The 18,111-nt window shown below is 63.1% G+C and carries 11 protein-coding genes; 6 read left to right on the top strand and 5 right to left on the bottom strand.

From position 1 onward, the window contains the following. Positions 1–19: 19 nt before the first annotated feature. From AA23TX_RS22565 to AA23TX_RS22550, 4 genes are all read right to left on the bottom strand, one after another. Positions 20–553: an NUDIX hydrolase gene (locus tag AA23TX_RS22565; RefSeq protein ID WP_196425483.1), complete on the bottom strand. Its 534-nt coding sequence runs from the start codon at positions 551–553 to the stop codon at positions 20–22. Positions 554–1,094: 541 nt separating this feature from the next. Continuing rightward, positions 1,095–1,979: a pentapeptide repeat-containing protein gene (locus AA23TX_RS22560; RefSeq protein WP_155544847.1), complete on the bottom strand. Its 885-nt coding sequence runs from the start codon at positions 1,977–1,979 to the stop codon at positions 1,095–1,097. 676 nt (positions 1,980–2,655) lie between these two features. Then, positions 2,656–3,390, bottom strand: coding sequence for a hypothetical protein (locus tag AA23TX_RS22555; RefSeq protein ID WP_155544846.1), 735 nt, complete (start codon positions 3,388–3,390; stop codon positions 2,656–2,658). 174 nt (positions 3,391–3,564) lie between these two features. After that, positions 3,565–6,639 (bottom strand): hypothetical protein, encoded by a 3,075-nt coding sequence (locus AA23TX_RS22550; RefSeq protein WP_155544845.1) that lies wholly within the window; start codon positions 6,637–6,639, stop codon positions 3,565–3,567. Between the two features lie 609 nt (positions 6,640–7,248). On the opposite strand from AA23TX_RS22550, the gene AA23TX_RS22545 reads away from it, so the two are divergent. Together AA23TX_RS22545 and imuA' are read left to right on the top strand one after the other, a co-directional pair. After that, positions 7,249–9,849 (top strand): DEAD/DEAH box helicase family protein, encoded by a 2,601-nt coding sequence (locus tag AA23TX_RS22545; protein ID WP_155544844.1) that lies wholly within the window; start codon positions 7,249–7,251, stop codon positions 9,847–9,849. A 585-nt stretch (positions 9,850–10,434) separates the two neighbouring features. Next, positions 10,435–11,202 carry a DnaE2-dependent mutagenesis accessory factor ImuA' gene (gene imuA' / locus AA23TX_RS51285; RefSeq protein WP_500676494.1) on the top strand — a complete coding sequence of 256 codons (768 nt, stop codon included), beginning with the start codon at positions 10,435–10,437 and terminating at the stop codon, positions 11,200–11,202. Here imuA' and AA23TX_RS22535 read toward each other — a convergent pair. Further along, a complete protein-coding gene (locus AA23TX_RS22535) occupies positions 11,194–11,379 on the bottom strand; it encodes a hypothetical protein (protein ID WP_155544842.1) in 186 nt (61 codons plus the stop codon). The genes imuA' and AA23TX_RS22535 overlap by 9 nt on opposite strands. A 518-nt stretch (positions 11,380–11,897) precedes the next feature. On the opposite strand from AA23TX_RS22535, the gene AA23TX_RS22530 reads away from it, so the two are divergent. The 4 genes from AA23TX_RS22530 to AA23TX_RS22515 all read left to right on the top strand — a co-directional run bounded on the left by AA23TX_RS22530 (position 11,898) and on the right by AA23TX_RS22515 (position 18,109). Next, positions 11,898–12,908, top strand: coding sequence for a hypothetical protein (locus AA23TX_RS22530; protein ID WP_155544841.1), 1,011 nt, complete (start codon positions 11,898–11,900; stop codon positions 12,906–12,908). Positions 12,909–13,306: 398 nt separating this feature from the next. Continuing rightward, positions 13,307–14,005, top strand: coding sequence for a hypothetical protein (locus tag AA23TX_RS22525; RefSeq protein ID WP_230862677.1), 699 nt, complete (start codon positions 13,307–13,309; stop codon positions 14,003–14,005). Continuing rightward, positions 14,002–16,002: a hypothetical protein gene (locus tag AA23TX_RS22520; protein ID WP_155544840.1), complete on the top strand. Its 2,001-nt coding sequence runs from the start codon at positions 14,002–14,004 to the stop codon at positions 16,000–16,002. The genes AA23TX_RS22525 and AA23TX_RS22520 overlap by 4 nt, the downstream gene beginning before the upstream one ends. A gap of 46 nt (positions 16,003–16,048) precedes the next feature. After that, positions 16,049–18,109, top strand: a complete 2,061-nt coding sequence (locus AA23TX_RS22515) for a serine/threonine-protein kinase (protein ID WP_155544839.1) — start codon at positions 16,049–16,051, stop codon at positions 18,107–18,109. The last annotated feature ends 2 nt before the right edge of the window (positions 18,110–18,111 follow it).

The following is an 18,111-nucleotide window of genomic DNA, read 5'->3' as shown; positions in this document are numbered from 1 at the left end:
CGTGCCCTCCAGGACTGAATCACGACTGCCGATCACCCGCCAGCGACCTCATCACGGTCACCGCGTCGACGTCGCCGGCGCCGAGCATCGGCACGACCGCGAACAAGCCAGTGGCGAGCAGCCGCGTGTCGGCGAACATCGCGAGGCCGTCGAGTTCGTCCGGCCGAACCCAGCGGAACGGGTGCTCCGGCTCCCGGATCATCTCGTCAGGGTCGGTGACGAGGGCGACGTACTGGTGATCGACATGCACGTGACGATCCCCGCAGTGCGCATCCGGCGGCACCGGCTGCTCGGTGATCCACCACGGCATCGTCAGCACGGTGCGCGGAAAGGCGGGCGGGACTGCTGGACCAGGGGGCCGCACCAATCGAACCCGTCGGCCAGTTTCCTCTTCGACCTCGCGAAGTGCGGAATCAACCTGCGACTCGCCCAGTTCGACATGACCACCGGGGATCATCCAACGCCGCAGGCGAGGATGCTCGATCAGCCCCAGACTCCACACTTCACCGACCAGCCCGAAGATGAACACGCTCGATGTGAGGTGCTTGATCACTCCATGAGTTTGCCAGGCCCGACCGCACGGCCAGATTGCGCGACCAGGAGATACTCGCGCGTCGTGAGTTGTTCACTGACCGGCACTGATCCGATTTCGGGCAACGATCGGGTAGCGAGGCAGGTCTCAGGTTGACCGCACCTTAACGTCAAGTGGCACGACGTCGCGACCGTCACCGCCGCTGCTGGCAGCTGCTCCGAGCCGACCCAGGACGACCCCGAGGTCATCTACGCGGTCCAGACGGAGGTCTACCGGCCGGTGCTCGGCTGGGCCTTCGTGCCGGAGAACATCTCGACGCCCGTGACGGACTCTGCGCAGTAGCCCGCCTGCCGCGCACAGTTCGCCGGCCGCCGCACGGGTAACGGGGCAGGCGTGGCGTGCGAGGTGTCAGGTGTGATCGGTGACGACATCTGTTACCACGCGGGGGATGCCACCTGGCGGTTCGACGCCGGCGGATGTGCAAATTTGCCACCAAAGTGCTAGTTGTCACAAAGTTGCCAGTGCCTTCGCTAGCGCCTCTCATAGTGCGAGCGACCCGACGTCACCACCACATACCCCGTGTCGCACCGTCCGTTTGTGCACCACCCATGGAGGTGGTGGCGTCGTGGCGTACGCCAGTGAGGTCCACACCGCGAAGAATGGAGTTGGTGAAGTTTGCAGCAGTGAGGTCCGCACCGTTGAGGCGCGCGTCGTTGAGCAGGCCGTTAGTGAGATTCGCGCCATTGAGGCGCGCATCCTTAAGATTGGACCTGTAAAGATATGTACCCAAGAAGGAGGCGCTCGGAAATTGCGCGTGATCGAAGTTGGCATCCAAGAGAAAACCACCATTAAAAATGGTATAAAGAAAAGTTGAATGATTAAAGTCGGCGCCGCTAAGATTTGCACCACTTAGATCAGCATAGTCGAGCGAAGCGTTGTCAAATCGACCGCTAATCCTAGCGCCACGAAGGCAAGCCTTACTGAGATTAATTCGGGAATAATCGTCATGCTTGACGTCGCGGCGGCCAATGACGGCAAGGGCGGCCTGAATGTCCGGACCGGTAGTCGGCAGGGTTGAGCAGGTGTTGTTGGCTCGGATCGGACTACCTGCCGGCGCAACAAAATTGGCATGCGTGTTCGTTCGGATGAATGCCAGAAGGACTTCGAGGATAGTCGGCTGGTCGCGGGGCGAGTCGTGGGCGATTCGTTCCAACGAGTAGATGCCACCCAGTCGGAGCTGAAGATGTTCCGGACCCTCCTGGCCGATTTGCTCGACAGCCTTGCCGTACCGGTCGGTAATCTGGCCTTGTTCGGCAAGCTGGTTTTGAGCCTGCGCGATGGCTACTTGTTCTTGCGAGGCAGTTACGGCCTGTCCGGTGAATATCAAAGCACCCAACGCCGCAAGTCCCGTGATGAGCGAGCTAATGGCAGCCCAGTTAACAGTCATTCGGTGCTTGCTGCGCAGCGGGGCTGGTCGACGCAGGCGAACCCGCGACGATCGCCCCAAGGCTGGCGACGTAGGTAGGTGGCGGCGCGGTCTACTGGAGGTGCTGCGGGTTGCGGTCACAAGACAGCAGTCGCATTTCACGCGGCTTCTGTGTCACTTCTAGCCTGATCCGCGGCACGGTTGACTCTCGCCGCGGACACCATCGGCGTGAACCTCCGATAGGTGGTGTGGTCGATCGACGTAGGCGACTGCCTCTCCAGGCGACGGTGTCGCTCCAAAGTCCCGCGCCGACGCTTGATCACCCGCAGCTTGACCGTGACGCCGCGTCCAGAATCCGGCGCTGGGCAGGCCAGCTCCTTGAATCGTCTTGCTGTAGCGGCCGGTCACCGCGTCCAGCAGCGGCTCCGAGTCACCGCGCGTGACGAACAGCCAATGCCGCAGCTCAGCGGACAAGTACCCGCATCCGGGGCAGACGGCCCGGAGGCACACAGTGTAACTGCGACACTTCCGTGGACGGTTGTGGCACACGGCGTCGCTATGGCCGTTGAACGGACCCACCCCTGGGTTCGTTGTGTACGCCCCGTAACCGGAGTATCCCAGCTGGTCGGGTGTCGTCGACTCGCGAACAGCTATCCCCAGGACGTTCCCCCGCGTCCCGTACCTGCAGAGTACGTGGCTATCGGGTTGCGTCGATCAACTCGACGCTGACGACATCCTCGGGCGGCACCGCGTTCCCTCTGCCGTCGTAGTCAGACTGGGAAAACCAGCCCGGGGTCCCGTTGTGCAACATGCCATGGATGTACCAGAAGCCAGCGTGCAGAGTTTCGGTGTCCACGCCGGTCGTACGAAACTTGACGACACAAGGCGTAGTCGTGTCCTGAAACCGTTGTGCGAGGTCAAGCCCGCAGCTTCGTGCAATATCCTCCACGATCTCGGGAATCGTCAAATAGTTGTGGTGCCCATCTCGCGGGAGGTGGTGCTCGCGAGCCAAATGAGCGTACGGTCCATGCAGGTTCGGACTCGGTGTTTTGAGGCAGTACTGATATCCACCAGCTCCTGCTCCAGCTTCGATGTCAGCACGGAGGCGGCGCCACTCCGTGTCGGTGACTATGTCGGCTACAAGGGTGTACAGGGAAGCCCAGAGCCGGTCGATCATCTGGCCGAGCGGCAAAATGCCTTCCTTGCGGAATGTTGTCGTGTCGAAGATCCGCGTACCGTGGAAGTAATAGACGCCTTCGAATGTGGCATCAGTCTCGGCCACGTCCAAGAGGCGGAAAACCTCGCGCGGTCCGGCGGCAACGAGGTGCGGCTCGTACTCGGTCCATTCAGTTCGGTAGGACAGGACCGCCTCCGCGACAGCGGCGACCGGTCGCTGGCAAGCAGCTGCGAAGGACGCCAGCGCGGCGTCCACGCTATGGCAGTCGAGGTAAACCACGGGCCTCTCGGAGGGGTCTCAGGCAGGGGTGTTTATGGCTTCCTGCAGGTCACGTATCCTTAAGTCTGCGAGGGAGTTGACGGACGTCACCTCTTTCCGTTCCTTCAAAGTACCCGCGTTGGCTCTGAAATTAGATCGTTAGGGCAACGGTCAAGCCGCTGTGGTCAGTAGCCCGTGGAAGGGATCGGAGTGAGGGATGTCGTCAGCCCAGAATCCGTATCGGTGTTCGAGTACTTTCATCACCGGGTCGGCGTAGGTGTCTCCATGATGGAGGGTCAGGTCCCAGCGGCGCAGGCTGCTCATCGCGACCATTCGAATTCTGTTCAGCATGACTTCGCGCGTGACCTCCGAGGTTGAGATCCGTGGATCGTCTGGCCGTTCTTCTCGTTTCGACTCGTCGAAGACAGCGTCCGCCAATCGTCCTACGCTTTCTGCGGTTATCGCCTCGTGGCGGGCTTCGACCTGAAGGTTGACGGTCAGATTCATCACGACGGTGAGTAGATGCCAGTCCTTCCAGCCTTCCTCTCGCAGGTCCTGGAAGAGCGTCCGCACCCGCTCGTCTTGCAGCAGTTCTGGCAAGGTCAGGCGGATGGGAACAGGTAGCAAATCGTAGCGCTCAGCCAAGATCGATTGCGCCTTCTCAACGTTGTAGCCAGGTCCAGGACCGGAGCGCGCATCGAGTTGCGCTGAACCGGCTCGGGGATTTCGGCGATCGCGATCCGCAAGAGGAATGTTTCGGGATTCGGCAAGAGGCGGGATGGGCCGTGTCCGGAACCGAGCGAGTTCCCGGTAGGGACGGCCGATTTCGAGGTTGTGAAATAGACCATTTCGCGTGGCTCGGTCCATGAGTCGGCTGAATGATTCTTGGCCAAGAAGGGAGTTGCCGAGCAGGACCTGGAACGCCAGATGGACGACGTCCTGGCGCATGTGCGCCTCGTTGTCAACGTCATCTTGCGGCTCAGCAGGCAGGAACAGCAGCCACAAGCGCCGATCGCCGTCGACGCGGGTCAAGTATGTGTCGGCGGGTTGCCGGTCGGTCGGATAAGCACGGATCTCGATGTCGACATCCTGGGGAATGATCACGGGGTCGAGGGAGGCGAACTCCACCAGCAAGATCTGTAGCGTCGAAGCAAAGTCTTCCATGGCGAGCACGGTGTCCTGCTCGTTGCGGCCGTGGATGGTCCACAGCACGCCCAGGGCCCGGAACGCAATAGTGCGCTCCGGGCCGACATCGCTGAACGGTGCGCCAGCCTTGTCGGACAGCCAGTCCAGCCACTCTTGCTCGGTCCTCGACACCCTCGCGGCGAACTCTTCGACCCCGCGCCGTACCAAGGCACCCAGGTGCCCTTGATCGAGGATCTCCCACAGGGCGGGCTCGAAGTCCGGGCGGACCTGACGTGCCGCCAGCGCCGTGTTCACCTGGTACGCCGCTGCCTCGGACACGTAGGCGTGGCGATCGAGGTTCGCTGCGTCAGGCGCGTAGGCGGCATGGGCAAGGCTTGCGATCGACGCTAGGTCTGCGGAGGCAATCCACGCGCCGGCCAAGTGGTCCTGGTTGGCCGCAGCGAATAGCGCCATCGGAACGAACTCGCGATCGGACGGATCCTGGCTGCCGCGCGCGAAAACGGCCATGGCAAGTGCGTACTTCTTGGCGGCAAGGTACATGCCCAGCGCGCAGTAGATGTCCACGATGTTGGCCATCGCCCTCAGCGCGCCGTAGAGCGTATCACCGTGGAACCAATTGACTTTGGCTTGGTGAAACTCGCGCAAGGCATCGAGCAGGCGTCCGGCCTTCTTCAGAGCGGTAGCTCGTTGTCGGCACTTGTCACCAACCGCAGCGTCACCCTCCTGCCGCTTGACGGCATCGTCCAACCCATCGCACACCTGCCGGTACAGAGGATGGTCACGCAGGCTCGGCGCTAGAAGATCAACGACGGTGCTAAAGGTATCGATCGGGTAGGCAGGCGCGTCGGGCAGCAGCTCGCTGAGTTCGAGCAGTCGCCGCATGCCGCCGTCTAGGTCCACAAGCGGCGCCGCATTCAGGTGCTGCTGGAGCCCTCCTTGGGCGATCGCGTCCATCAGCGCGTCGTACTGCTGATCGATCTCGGCGAGCGTAACGCTGCCCCGAACCTCCGCATCCGAATAGTCGACGTGCAGCGCAAGGTGCGCAGAGACCTGGAGCAGGCCCGCTCGGGCGTTCGCCCCAAGATCCTCTTCAAGGATCTCATCGACGTGGCGCCGCACGTGTGGGATCCACGCAATGACCTCAGACAGCGATATGTCGGTGCGGTTGAGCACGGCCGCCGTCGTACAGAACTGGACCAGCACACTCCCGTCGAACAGGATGCTCGGGTCGTCGCTCAGCTCGATCTCGGACATGAACCGGCGGATCAGCGGCTCCGCGGGCCGAAGATCAGCCTTCCCTCGGATGCGCGCGGCCGTGATCTCGTAGACGGCGTGCAGCCGCACCTCCACATCCGGGCTCTGCTCCGCCAGCCGGGTCATGAGGGTCAACCACCCGTCGAGGTCGCCTCGCGCTGGCCCCGGCGGTATCGCATGCCTGAGTCCGTGACGTAGGTCGAACATGTCGCCGAGGTTGGATGGTGCACGAACAGGGTCCTGCCAGTACTCCCGGAGCTCGACGTACCAAGCGGGAAGGCCCGCCTCATCAGGCTGGTTGACTCGATCTGGTGCCAGTTCGGCCGGCAAGCGAAGATACTGCTGGGCGACCCAGTACAGGTCGGGCTCGGCAAGGAATTCCGCCAACGCTAACCCGTCGATGATTTCCAGACCGACCTCGTACTGGTCTTGAGCCCAGACTTCCAGGTCGTGCCGCAGCCGGACCGGAACTTCCGCGGCGGCGAAGATATAGATCCGGTCGACACGGGTCCCCTGCGTGCAGATGGCCTTGATGTCGCCCTCGAACTTCGCCTTGAGCTTGTCCCGTTGGATAGTGCAGGCGAAGATAACGACATCCTGAGATGCCAAGGCCAAGAACCCGAGGGCGAAGGGCAACTCCTCGGCCAAGTAGGTTCGGAAGGTCTCGAAGTCCCTGCCCTGGTCGCCGCCAGCGGAAACGGGGCCGGTGGCCGGCAGAACGTTGCTGGCGATCCGCCTCTTGGCCACCTGGCGACACAGGTCCTCGAAGGAGTGATGCCCGTTCTCCCCTGACAGCAGGCCGAACGCGATCCTGACTATCTGCGCTGTCTCGACCGGAGTAGCCACCGCATCTCATTTCTTGCCTCGGCGGGCATCGCCGCTCTCCCAAGAGCAGGCTCTACCCTGCGCCCTCAGCGAATAAGCTTCTCACGGGCTGCGATCGGGTCGTTGTGTCGACACGCATGGTCACGTTTAGAGCGCCCGCCGCGGGCGGGCTGCTCCTCATCGACGCCCAGGCCGTCGGCGTTGCTCGCGACCCAGTACCGCAGGGCCGCCCGTCCCACAATCGCGTGTGGGGTCACGCCGATGGCGGCGTGAGTCCTCGGTCGGGTGGCATTGGCGGCGTGCGGTGGATGGTGCCGCGAGCGGCCGGTCAAATGGGAGGGAAGCCATCAGGACGCGGAAGGTTGTACATGACAACCCGCAGGTAGGGACGGGGCAGAGGCGTGATGGTGGTTCCCGCGCGTGTGCCGACCAGGAGCGCGGGCCCGGTGGTTGCTGAGGCGCCGGGCGCGGCGTGCCTGGCAGATGGTGTGCGATCGGACCGCCAATGAGGTGCGACCGATGCCTCAGCTTCGAGCTCGACCACCAGCTCAGGCAGGGCGACACTGGATCTGACCGCGTTCACGGCTCGTCGGCTGTCGCTGGTACTGCTGGTCGTGTACAACGACCTAGGTGCCTGGCGACATCGACTATGTCCGATTGCTCAGAGAGCTGAGCTCAGCCACCTTCAACGTCCTACGCCCTGCGCAGCGTGCAGCCCTGGAGCGCTACGCTGCTGATCACAGTGCGAAGCCTGATCTGGCCATTGAGCTACCCACCGGTGCCGGCAAGAGCCTGATCGCCCTGCTGATCTGCGAGGCATGGCGACGTGAGGGCAAGACAGTCGCCGTGCTCACCGGGAACAAGACACTGGCCCGCCAGATGGAGCATGAGGGGCAGCAGCTCGGCGTGCCGGTCGTGCGCTTTGAGGGCGCAGGGGACACGATCCCTCTGCCGGATCGACGACTGTATCGACGAGCACAGGCGATCGCAGTCATGAACTACTGGGTGATGTTCAATCAAAACCCAGTGGTCGACAGCGCGGATCTGCTGGTTGTCGATGACGCGCATCTGGCCGAGGGGGCACTAGACTCCCTTTACTCCGTCGAGATCGATCGCCACGCCCAGCCGGCGTTATTCCAAGCGCTCGTGCGTGACCTTGCCCAAGCCTTCCCTGACTACGCGACTTTTCAGGATGCGTTGACGGATACCTCATCGCGCACGGGCACCGAATTGCTGTCATTTCTCGACCAAAGCGCGTTCGTCGACAGATTCCGCGCGATCGTCGATTCTGCCGCCGAGTTGCAGACAGATATTGACTTGCGCTACCGATGGGGCCGTGTGCGTGAACGTCTCCACGAGGTGAATATCTATTGCTCCACACGGTCCCTCTGGCTGCGACCCTACATCTACCCACTGCAAGATAATCCCCGATACGCCGATCCTGAGCAGCGACTCTACCTCTCCGCAACCATTGGTGACCCGTCCGATCTTGCACGCCGGCTAGGTACGAAGCCAATCGTGACATTGCCGATTGATGCTGGCCAGGCGGCGGAGACCTACGGTCGTCGGCTCCTCGTACTTAATCCGGACGACGCTGCCGACGTACCGGTGCGACTCGCGAACGTCATCGCCGCGGCGTTGCGGATCCAGCCCAAGAGCGTGTGGCTGTGTGCGTCTAAGCAGGACGCCGAGGGATACCGCAATACCATCGTCCCATGGCTGGGAACTATGAACTTGCCCGCGGGACCCGCATGGCTACTGTCGAGTCTTGGGGACGAGATTGAGCAGTTCAAAGCGGCGCCGGCTGGACACCTGTTTGTGGGTGGCCGCTTTGACGGAATGGACTTCTCGGCCGATCAATGTCGTCTAGTGGTCCTCGCAACCCAGCCGCGAGCCATCAATCCGCAAGAGGAATTCGCCGCTGACTACCTCCGCGATGCCGGGTTCATGATGCAGCGCTTGAATCAACGCATCGTGCAGGCGCTGGGACGGTGCAATCGGGCAGCGGACGACTTCGGCGTCTACATCCTCGCGGATCGTCGCTTTGGTGCCCACTTCGGTCAGGAGTCACGTCGACGAGGCTTGCCCGCGAACGTGCAGGCCGAGATCGACCTCGCGGAGAACGACACCCTGCTTGACGACAACGCTCTTGTGGCGCGGGTCACCGCGTTCCTCAATCGCGACTTCCAGGACTTCGACCGCGACTTGACTCAGGCTGCAGCGGCATTGCCGCAGGTCGTGAACGATGTCGGGCGCGATGACTCCATCGCCGAGGTAACCGGATGGTTGGAGCTGCATTCACGACAAGACTACCGTTCCGCAGAGGAATCCTTTCGCCAGCGACAAGAAGCATGCAGCACCTTAGGGATGCGCGAGCTCGGCGCATTCGCACAGTGGTGTGAAGCGAAGGCCGCCTTTCTTGAAGGCCGCCGCGGGGACACGTCCGCCGCCGTCCGCTCTCTCGACATACTCCAGCATGCCATCGCACGCGGCGGAGTATCGTCGTGGTTCAACCGTCTGCGCTCATCCCTTCTCCGTCACCAGCAACAGGCACCCGCCGCTCGGCCCGTCAATCCGGATGATTTCCGGGTTGTTGTGGTGCAGAGTTTCGATGACCGTCTGGAACAGCTCGGCATAGGCCCTCGGTTCGAAAAGTGGCGAGCGCGTCTTACTGCCGGATTGACCTCCAGAAGCCACGATCAATACGCCGAGGCGCTTCAAATCCTTGGAACCCTGCTCGGATTCAGCGCAACGCGACCCAGCTATGGGGCCGCCACGGATTGTCGGTGGCGTGGGGTATTCGGCAACCACCGTGAAGTGGTGACCTGGGAAGCAAAGATCGAGCATCAGGACAGCAGTGCTGTCGACGCACATGCTGTAGGTCAAGCGCACAATCAGGCATCACGCGCATGGACAGAACTCAACAGTCAAGGCTATGCGATTCGAGGCGTCATTGTCACACACCTCGAACAACTTGATCCCGCAGGAGCCGCCAGCATTGGCGTCATCAAAGTAGTCCGTCAGGATGCCGTCACAGCACTGTGGACTCGCGTCAACGAACTACTTGGGGTATACGCAAGTACATGGTCCGCGGAAGTCCCCGAAGCACGGCTCGCGGCAGCTGAGAGCGTGTCGGCATATCTTCCAGCCACAGGCTGGCTCATTCGCGCCCTTGACGCCACGGCCATATTTGCCGACGGCGAAACACTTCTGCGGGAATGGCCGAGGTAAGAAATGCAGGATGGCGCGTAACGGCTGCGCGAGACGCGTGTTGCCGACAGAGACCGGTGGCACGATGTAGACGGCTCGACGTGAGCGGCACAGGTTCGGGCCCGATCCTGACAGCGCCGAGCTTGCCGAGAGCGACGGATCACGTCGTCGCCGCACCTCGTCTTCCGCGCCGCCAGACTCGATCGAACACGTGTTCGCATTCATGGTAAGGTGCTGGTCATGGCACTGCGCGGCCCTGAACTTCCCCGATGTCACGGCGACGCCCGGTATCGGGTCGACGGCGCCGGCACCCGTGCTGTCGTGCTGCCGGCAACCTGTCGCCGGGGCCTTCATCGACTTGCGGTAGCTGGCTACCGGGTTACCGAAGGTAACGGCGTACTTCGTGTTCGATGCGACCGCTGCGCGACGACCGGCGACGTCGACCATAGTTGGATCTTCCGCAGTTCAGGACCGCTGGCCAACCGCGCCGAACTGGACGAAACCGCCTACAGCGAGACCAGGCGCTAACAAGAGCACCACGTCCGCAAGCCGCTGACTTCCCCGGCGGTGCGCGCACCTCGCGCACGACGCACCAGGGGGTAAACCGTGTCCGCCGCGGCGACCGCATCGTTAACGTCACTGATCGAAGGTCAGCTCCCCGGCACGGTCAGCACAGCTAGCGCTGTAGCCGCCGCGACGGAGAACCGCGCAGCCGGGCCAGTGCTGAGGGTGCGCGGGGACCTCGCCACTCTGCTTCCGGCAGGTGGGCTGCGGAGGGGCACCACCGTCGCCGTGGATGGGTCGACCGCACTACTGCTAACTCTGCTGGCGACAGCCACGTCCGAAGGTTGTTGGGCCGCGGTGGTTGGGATGCCAGATATCGGCCTGCTCGCCGCCAGCGAGATCGGCGTGGCGCTGCACCGGCTCGTCCTCGTTCCTGACCCTGGAAACGCACTCGCGTCCGTCGTCGCGGCTCTGCTCGACGGCGCTGACCTGGTCGTAATCGCCGCTGCCGACCTTGTTCGAGACGGCATGAAGGGGCAGGCGATGGCCCGGCGACTGACTGCGCGGGCGCGCAGCCGGGGCGGCGTCTTGGTCCCGTTCGGCGCCGGTGGGTTGTGGCCTGCGGCGGAGTTGAGGTTGTCCGCGACCGATCGTCGCTGGAGCGGGTTCGACGATGGCCACGGTTACCTCACCGTCCACGAAACGGTGGTCACAGTGCGTGGCCGCGGGTCCGCAGCCCGGCCGAACCGGGCCCGGCTGATCCTTCAAGAGGAAGCCCCACTTGCTGGCGGAACCTTCTCTCACCTGGATAACGAAGTCCGCAACCGGGCATTTGGATCTTCAGATGTCACTCAGGGTGGCCTAGGGTAGCTGTTCGTGGATGGCGAGGGCGAGGGCAACGGCGAAGCCGTAACGAGCCGCGAGCAGGACGCGGTCAGGATCCTGCTGCTGATCGATGGCGCCGCCGAGCCGTTGCCTGGTCCGATAGCCGACGACCAGGCCCTGACGGATGCCGTAGGAGTGGTCGAGGGACAGACCCGGCTGCAAAAGCTGGACTTCTGGCTCCGCACCCGAGTTGGGCCAAATTGGTGCGTAGCAACTCGGGCGAGTTGGGCGGTGGCGAGGAATGCGGAGCTGGCGTTCGAGGGTCTACCTCCACGGGCTGCGCCGGGAGATCGCGACGTTGGCTGCGGCGCTCTCGGGTCTGGACGTGCTCGTATTCACCGGCGGTGTCAATGCTTTTTCATACACCATGTCCTGACCTGGGTAAACCGGCTGGCTCCGATCGGCATCGAAGAAGCCGGGGTGCGCCCGTCCCACACTCCAGCCAACCGGGACCTGCACCCGTCACCGAACACCGGGCGACACATCCGCGACGGATGGTGGCCAGCAGCAGGACAACCGCGAGGATCAGGGGTACGCGCGTCGCTTACGACCATGACTCCCAGATATTTCTATGGACTACCGCGATAGCATGTTGAGTGACCCCGGCGGTACGTTGAAGAGAGGATCACGTGTCAACACGCAAGAGCCGGAAGATGTCTATTGGGATAGAGTCCCTCAGCGTGTTCGAACAATTTGATTCTACCAATGATCAAGCGGTCGGGCTGATAACAGATCCTATTCGACGCGAATCGGTCCTCAACAGACTTAGTGCGGGCATGGACGAATCCCTTGCTCAAGAAGCTCGGTTGCATGGATGGCGCGTCCAGGCATTGTTCGAGGCGATGGCAACACACTTGCGGCATGTCAGCATTGTGAAGCAGGAAGACGTCGGAAGCTATCACTTTGACGACATTAATGGCTCGGTGAAGCCTCCAGATTTTCGTATTGTTACGGACAAACGTGAGCAACTGTTGGTTGAGGTCAAGAACGTGGCCCCGAAATACAAGGAGAAGAGTCAGAAAATTAGGGCTTCCGACCTTGACCAGGAGAAACGCTATGCCGACTTGACCAGCAGTAGACTACTCTATGCACACTATTGGTCGCACATCAATATATGGACCCTGATCGACCCCGCTGTACTGCAGCGGGAAGGCCGCGACTACGCTCTCGATTTTCCAACCGCTATGAAGGCAAACGAACTGTTCATACTCGGTGACCTCCTGATAAGTCTGAGACCGCCGATTACTGCAACTTTCGTCGTCGACGGCGGTCAATTTCTAAATGGAATTGCGCAGGCAACACTAACCGATTGGTGGATGTCAAGCGGCGATCAGGTGATTCGAAATGAGCTAGAGCGTACCATCTTGTGGAAATTCTACAGCTTGCATAAGCCGGGCTGGACAACGGACTGCAAGGTTGAAAACGACACAATGGGGCGTATACGTGAGGCTCGACTAGTCCAAACTCCGCTGGAGTCGCAGGTCTGCGATCGCGGTTTTGCTCAGGTGGCATGGCTGAGCAGGATCTTCTCAGCCGCGTACAACGAGGCGACTATTACGTCTGACGGGCAAGTGAAGAAGTTCCGCCACCAGCCCGAAGGCTGGTTATCTGCCATTATGGCTCATGATCTTGGTGAGATAGAATTCGCAGGTACTAGATTGCGTCCATCGTTGGGCCCTGCTGCCCGGTAAGCCAAAGCACCGCCTCCGGCGTCGGGTCCAGCCCGAGGTCCAATTGGCCCTGCCCGGCCGTAAGCCGCTGACGGGCCACGGTCTGAAGCAACTTGAGCTGACATCGGTCTTCACGGTCCGGACACAGGCCACCCGTAGGGATTAGTGCACAGATTTCGCGCACCTCCACAGCGAACCCGCAGGTCAGCGAAGCGGGCTGCTCCCCAGACCGAGATCGTGGCCCAAGTCAGGTCACAGTGCGTGGCCGCGGGTCCGCAGCCCGGCCGAACCGGGCCCGGCTGATCCTTCAAGAGGAAGCCCCACTTGCTGGCGGAACCTTCTCTCACCTGGATAACGAAGTCCGCAACCGGGCATTTGGATCTTCAGATGTCACTCAGGGTGGCCTAGGGTAGCTGTTCGTGGATGGCGAGGGCGAGGGCAACGGCGAAGCCGTAACGAGCCGCGAGCAGGACGCGGTCAGGATCCTGCTGCTGATCGATGGCGCCGCCGAGCCGTTGCCTGGTCCGATAGCCGACGACCAGGCCCTGACGGATGCCGTAGGAGTGGTCGAGGGACAGACCCGGCTGCAAAAGCTGGACTTCTGGCTCCGCAGCCCCGACTACCTCGCTGACGAACTGCTCAACGACTACGAACGAAGCGGCGAAGCCCGGCTGCTCGACTTGGCCACCCAGATCTTGGACTCCGAAGAGCCTGAAGTCCGCCGGTATCCGATGCTTCGTCACCACTTCGGCGCCTACGAGCCGCTAGATGACGCCCTTGCTGTCCTGCGCAGCGCCGGACTGGTCGTACGACGGCGCCGAGGTCAGGTCGGCCGCACCTCGCGTCACGACTATTACCTGCTCAACCGGGGCAGGGAAGTCGCCCAGACGGTCGTCGCCGACGCACCCCCGTTCCGCTACTACGTGGAACGAGTGCAGTTGGTGCTGGATCTGGCCGACGGACGAGGAGGGAACGAGTTGAAGACCCGCCAGTACCTCCAGGACGAGTACGCGACCACCGAGCGCGGCGCACGGATCGGCAGTATCAGTGCCCGTGCCCGTGCCCGACTTGCCCAACTCCGGGCTACGACACCGGCAGCAGATGGGGTCGGCGCATGACCGCGGCGGAACCGTCGAGCGCAGGGCATGCTGGCTCAGTCGTAGCTCGGATCGCTTCGGCAGCGCACACGGCGGAAGATGACGTTGTCGAGGTGTTCGCGACCTACGGCATCCCGTTGGCCTACCCGCCGGCACGGCCACGTCACGTGCGCGTTCACCGTCTGCGTGTCCACGGGGTGCGCGCGGGAACTGGTCATGACGGGCCGTTCGATCGCTCGTTCACCTTCGATAACGACTTCACGGCCTTGGTCGCTTCGAACCTGCGCGGCAAGACCAGTGTGCTGGAGATCATCACGTGGTGCCTGCGGGGGTCACCTCGTGATCGGTTGCAGGCCGATGTTCGCCGCTGGCTCGCGGGCGTCGAACTCGATGCCACTGTGGCCGGACAGGCTCTCGGGTTCCGGCTTTCGCTCGATGCGGGCGAGCTGACCCGAGGGATCGTGCTCGCGGCGACCGACCTGGGCATACTCGCCGACAGCGACGTTGCCGCCAGCCGTGACGGAGTCTCAACGCTGATCGACACCGGGGACACCGACGACTTCGCCGCTCAAGTTGCGACGCTGATGCTCGACCGCCTCGATTTGCAGCCCGTCGTCAACGCTGTTACCAGGGGCGCGCAGGTCGGCACACAGACGCATGGGTGGCCGGCCTACTTCTCCGCGATCAACCTGCCAGCCGGCCCCGACAAGCCGTTGGTCGGCGAGCAGTCCATGGGCGGCCTGGCCGGACGGTTGCTGCAGGTGTTCCTCGATCTGCCGGCCGCGGCAGTTCTCACGCGGGTGAAGGCTGCTCGTGATGTCTTGCAGGCCGAGGTCACCGAGGAGCGAGAGCGAGTTCGACAGGCTGCCGAACAGCGCGCCACAGATCGGACACGGGTGCAGGAAGCACTGACCGCGGCGGAAGGCGAGCTCGCTCGACTCCAGCAGCAGGCCCCTGGGCCCTCCTTGACTGACCTTGCCGACGCTGCGAACCGGCGTGCTCACGAGGTCGCCGATGCTCAGGACGAGTGGGACGAGCTCAACCGCGTCTACCGGGAAGTCCGACGGCAAAGGCAGGCGGACGAAAAGGCCCTGAACAACGTCAAAGAGAGCGAGATCGCGCGGCTGCTGTTCCACGGCCTGGACCCGAGTGCGTGCCCGCGGTGCGAGACGCCGATCACCACGCAACGCCGCCAGGAGGAGCTCAACGTCCACCGCTGTGCCGTGTGCACGGCCGAAGTGGTGGGCGAGTCGGGAAACGATGAGGAGGTGGTGTCGGAGGCACAAGCGCGGCTGGATGCTAGCCGCGCCGCCGAAAGCAAGGCACGCGAAGAGCTTGAAGCGGCCGAGTCGGCCCTGTCACGCCTTACCGCTCAACTGGATACGGCACAGGAGCGGCTGCGGACCGACAGCACCGCCGATACGGTGCGCGAGCGCATGAGCGCCGAGCTTGAGGTCGCCCGGTGGAAAGGTGCCCTGGAGATGCTGCCGCAGGACGATTCTGCGGACGGTGGGCAGGAGAACACCGTCCTGGCGGTGTTGGCCGCCGCGGACAAGGTGCTCGATCAGGACAGCAAATCCGCAGCAGCCGACCTGCTCGCCGAGCTGAACACCGAGATCGCCGACCTGAGTCATCGATTCGGCATGGCCGCTCTGGAAAGAGTAGAGATCGACCGTGCTGCCCGCTTGAAAGTGATCAAGGGCGGTGGCGCACAGTCGTTCTTCGGCAAGCAGAGTCCTGGTGAGCAGGTACGCCTACGGATCGCTGTTGTGATCGCGTTGCTGCGCATCGGTGCGCGTCGCGGGATCTCGACCCATCCGAGCTTGATCCTGCTCGACAGCCCGAAGGCGGAGGAGGTCCAGGACCTCGACGCAGCAGCTCTGTTCACCGAACTGGCCGAGTTGGCTGCGGGCGACCACGTCCAGGTGTTGATCACAACAGCGGACTTCGACGTTAGCCAGTCTGCGCTGCCTGAAGGTTGCCTGGTGATGGCCGAGGAAGGCGCGCCGCTGTGGTGATACCACGTCCTGGGGATCTACGTTCGGTCGTCGGGCGGTCGTGGTCGTGACCCCTCTGGCCGAACACCTTGCTGACCCCGCGACCGAAGGAGCGGTACCTGCGCTCACTCAACTCGGAGCGGAGGCAGTCGCCGACGAGGCCGGCGACATTGCCGCGGGCCCGCTGGCCCCAATGTTGGCCCGCGCCCTCGCCGCGGTAGTGGACACCGCACCTGACGAATGGCACGCGGCGACGGCCAGCTTCATCGAAGGCATGTCCGGCCAAGAAAGCCTGCTTGCTTTGGCGAGCAGCCTGGATGAACTCCTCTCCAGCCCGAGCACGGTCAGAGTTCAAGGAACGCAACTGTCAAACGCGCTCTTGCGTGACCTCACCCCGCTGATCCATGCCAACCCCTTGCTGGCAGCTGGCCGGCTGGAAGGTGCGGTACGCCTGGCTGTCGCCGGGGCCACGCCACCTTTCGGAGTACTCGGCCACCTCACGGCGTCCCCGCCCAGCGCACCGGAGGAGTTCACTGAACGCCTCCCACGCTTGCTCGGCGCCGCCATCGACCGCTGGGCGAACGAGGAGACGATTGCCGCCGCGTTGCGCGCTGCCCTGGACCAACTGCGTCACGACGCGGCTGCAGGCGTCGACGCGGCGTTCGAGATCGCGTGCTGGCGCCTGCGGTCCGCGCTCACCGCGGAAACGCTGTCCGCAGCAATGGACGCGCTCACTGCCGCGCGCTCCGACTTCGCCACTGTCGACGCCGCAGAGGAGGGCCGCCACGACGCGCAAGCGTATGCCGCCGCATGCGACGCCTTGCTCGCTTTCGCTGCACAGGATCACGCCCGGCTGGTCGACGCAAACGGACGGCTCACCACCGCGCTGGACCAGCGCGTCGCGTGGCTGAGCGGCATGAACGCGCCGACGTGGCTGCAACCTCGGCGTGCCGCGGAACTTGCGTGGCGGCGACTCGCACTCGTTCTGGGCGCGGCTGCCGATCGGCTGGCCGAAACCGTGTGGATGGACGTCTGGGACGCGCTCGCGACGGTTGTCGATGCCTATGCTCAAGCACGAACGGCCCGTCCGCTACCGGGCTTGGATGCGGTACCCGGACTGACCGCCGTTGTCGAACCGGCCATCGAGAACGCGATAATGCGCCAGCAGAGCCTGCTTGCCGCACTACGGCGCTCCGTGAGCGAACTGTCTAAGCTCGACACTCCACCGCTTGACGCGACCACGGCCGAGCTGCTCCTTACCAGGATCGAGACCGCGGCGACCGGATCGCGCGCAAGCCATACCCGCTCACCCCGGCCGGCGTCTGATGGGGACGACGACGAGGAGCCTCACCCGGTCGATACGGCTCGGCTGTATCGCCTTGCCCCTTCCCTGGTCCACATCCTCGGCGAGCGCCAGGCAGCAGACGTGGCCAACGACATCGCGGATGACAAGCTCCAGGTGCTGGAAGGGATCGTGCATAGCACCGAACTCGCGCGGTCACGAACCGCGCACCCGATACTCGACCGTCTTCTGGAAGCTCTGCTCCAGCAACTGGCCCAGTCTCCCGACTTCGTCGGCGACGTACGAGACACCTTTGGCCTGCTGTTGGAACAGACCCTGCTGTTTCTTCTTAGCCGAGCCGACCTCACGACCAAGACATGGGGTATGCACAAGAAGGACAACGACTATCGTCGAGTGCTCAAAGGCGGTGACACCCGCCCCCTGGAGGCTGACCTACAACAGGACTTCCATCAATGGCTTCAGACCGGTCCGCTGAGTGGATTGGTCGCTGTAGAACGCATCGACATCGCCCTGGGCCGCGCGGACGTTATCGTGACGTTCGGAACTATCCGCTATCTCATCGAGATCAAACGGGAATTCACCGACTCCACGCCGGAAAGCCTTGAGGATAAATACCTCCACCAAGCTGCCGAATACAGCAATACAAACGTGCCGTTCGGCCAACTTCTCGTACTCGACTTGACGCCGCACCCCGACGGCGCGCCGAGGCTCGACGAGTCGGTATGGCTTGCCCGGCATCGTCCTCCCGGAGCAACGAAAGATCGCATGGTCGTGGTCGGTGTGGTGGCCGGCAACCGCCTCACACCCAGCGATCTTTCCTCGTAGCC

Origin of the sequence: Amycolatopsis camponoti (genome assembly GCF_902497555.1) — a bacterium.
GTDB lineage: Bacteria > Actinomycetota > Actinomycetes > Mycobacteriales > Pseudonocardiaceae > Amycolatopsis > Amycolatopsis camponoti.
This window is presented reverse-complemented; position numbering and strand designations above follow the sequence as displayed.

What these genes read in the sequence shown, in the direction of transcription:
- AA23TX_RS22520 (WP_155544840.1), top strand. Translation starts at nt 14,002, where the DNA reads ATGACCGCGGCGGAACCGTCGAGCGCAGGGCATGCTGGCTCAGTCGTA.
- AA23TX_RS22560 (WP_155544847.1), bottom strand. Translation starts at nt 1,979, where the DNA reads ATGACTGTTAACTGGGCTGCCATTAGCTCGCTCATCACGGGACTTGCG.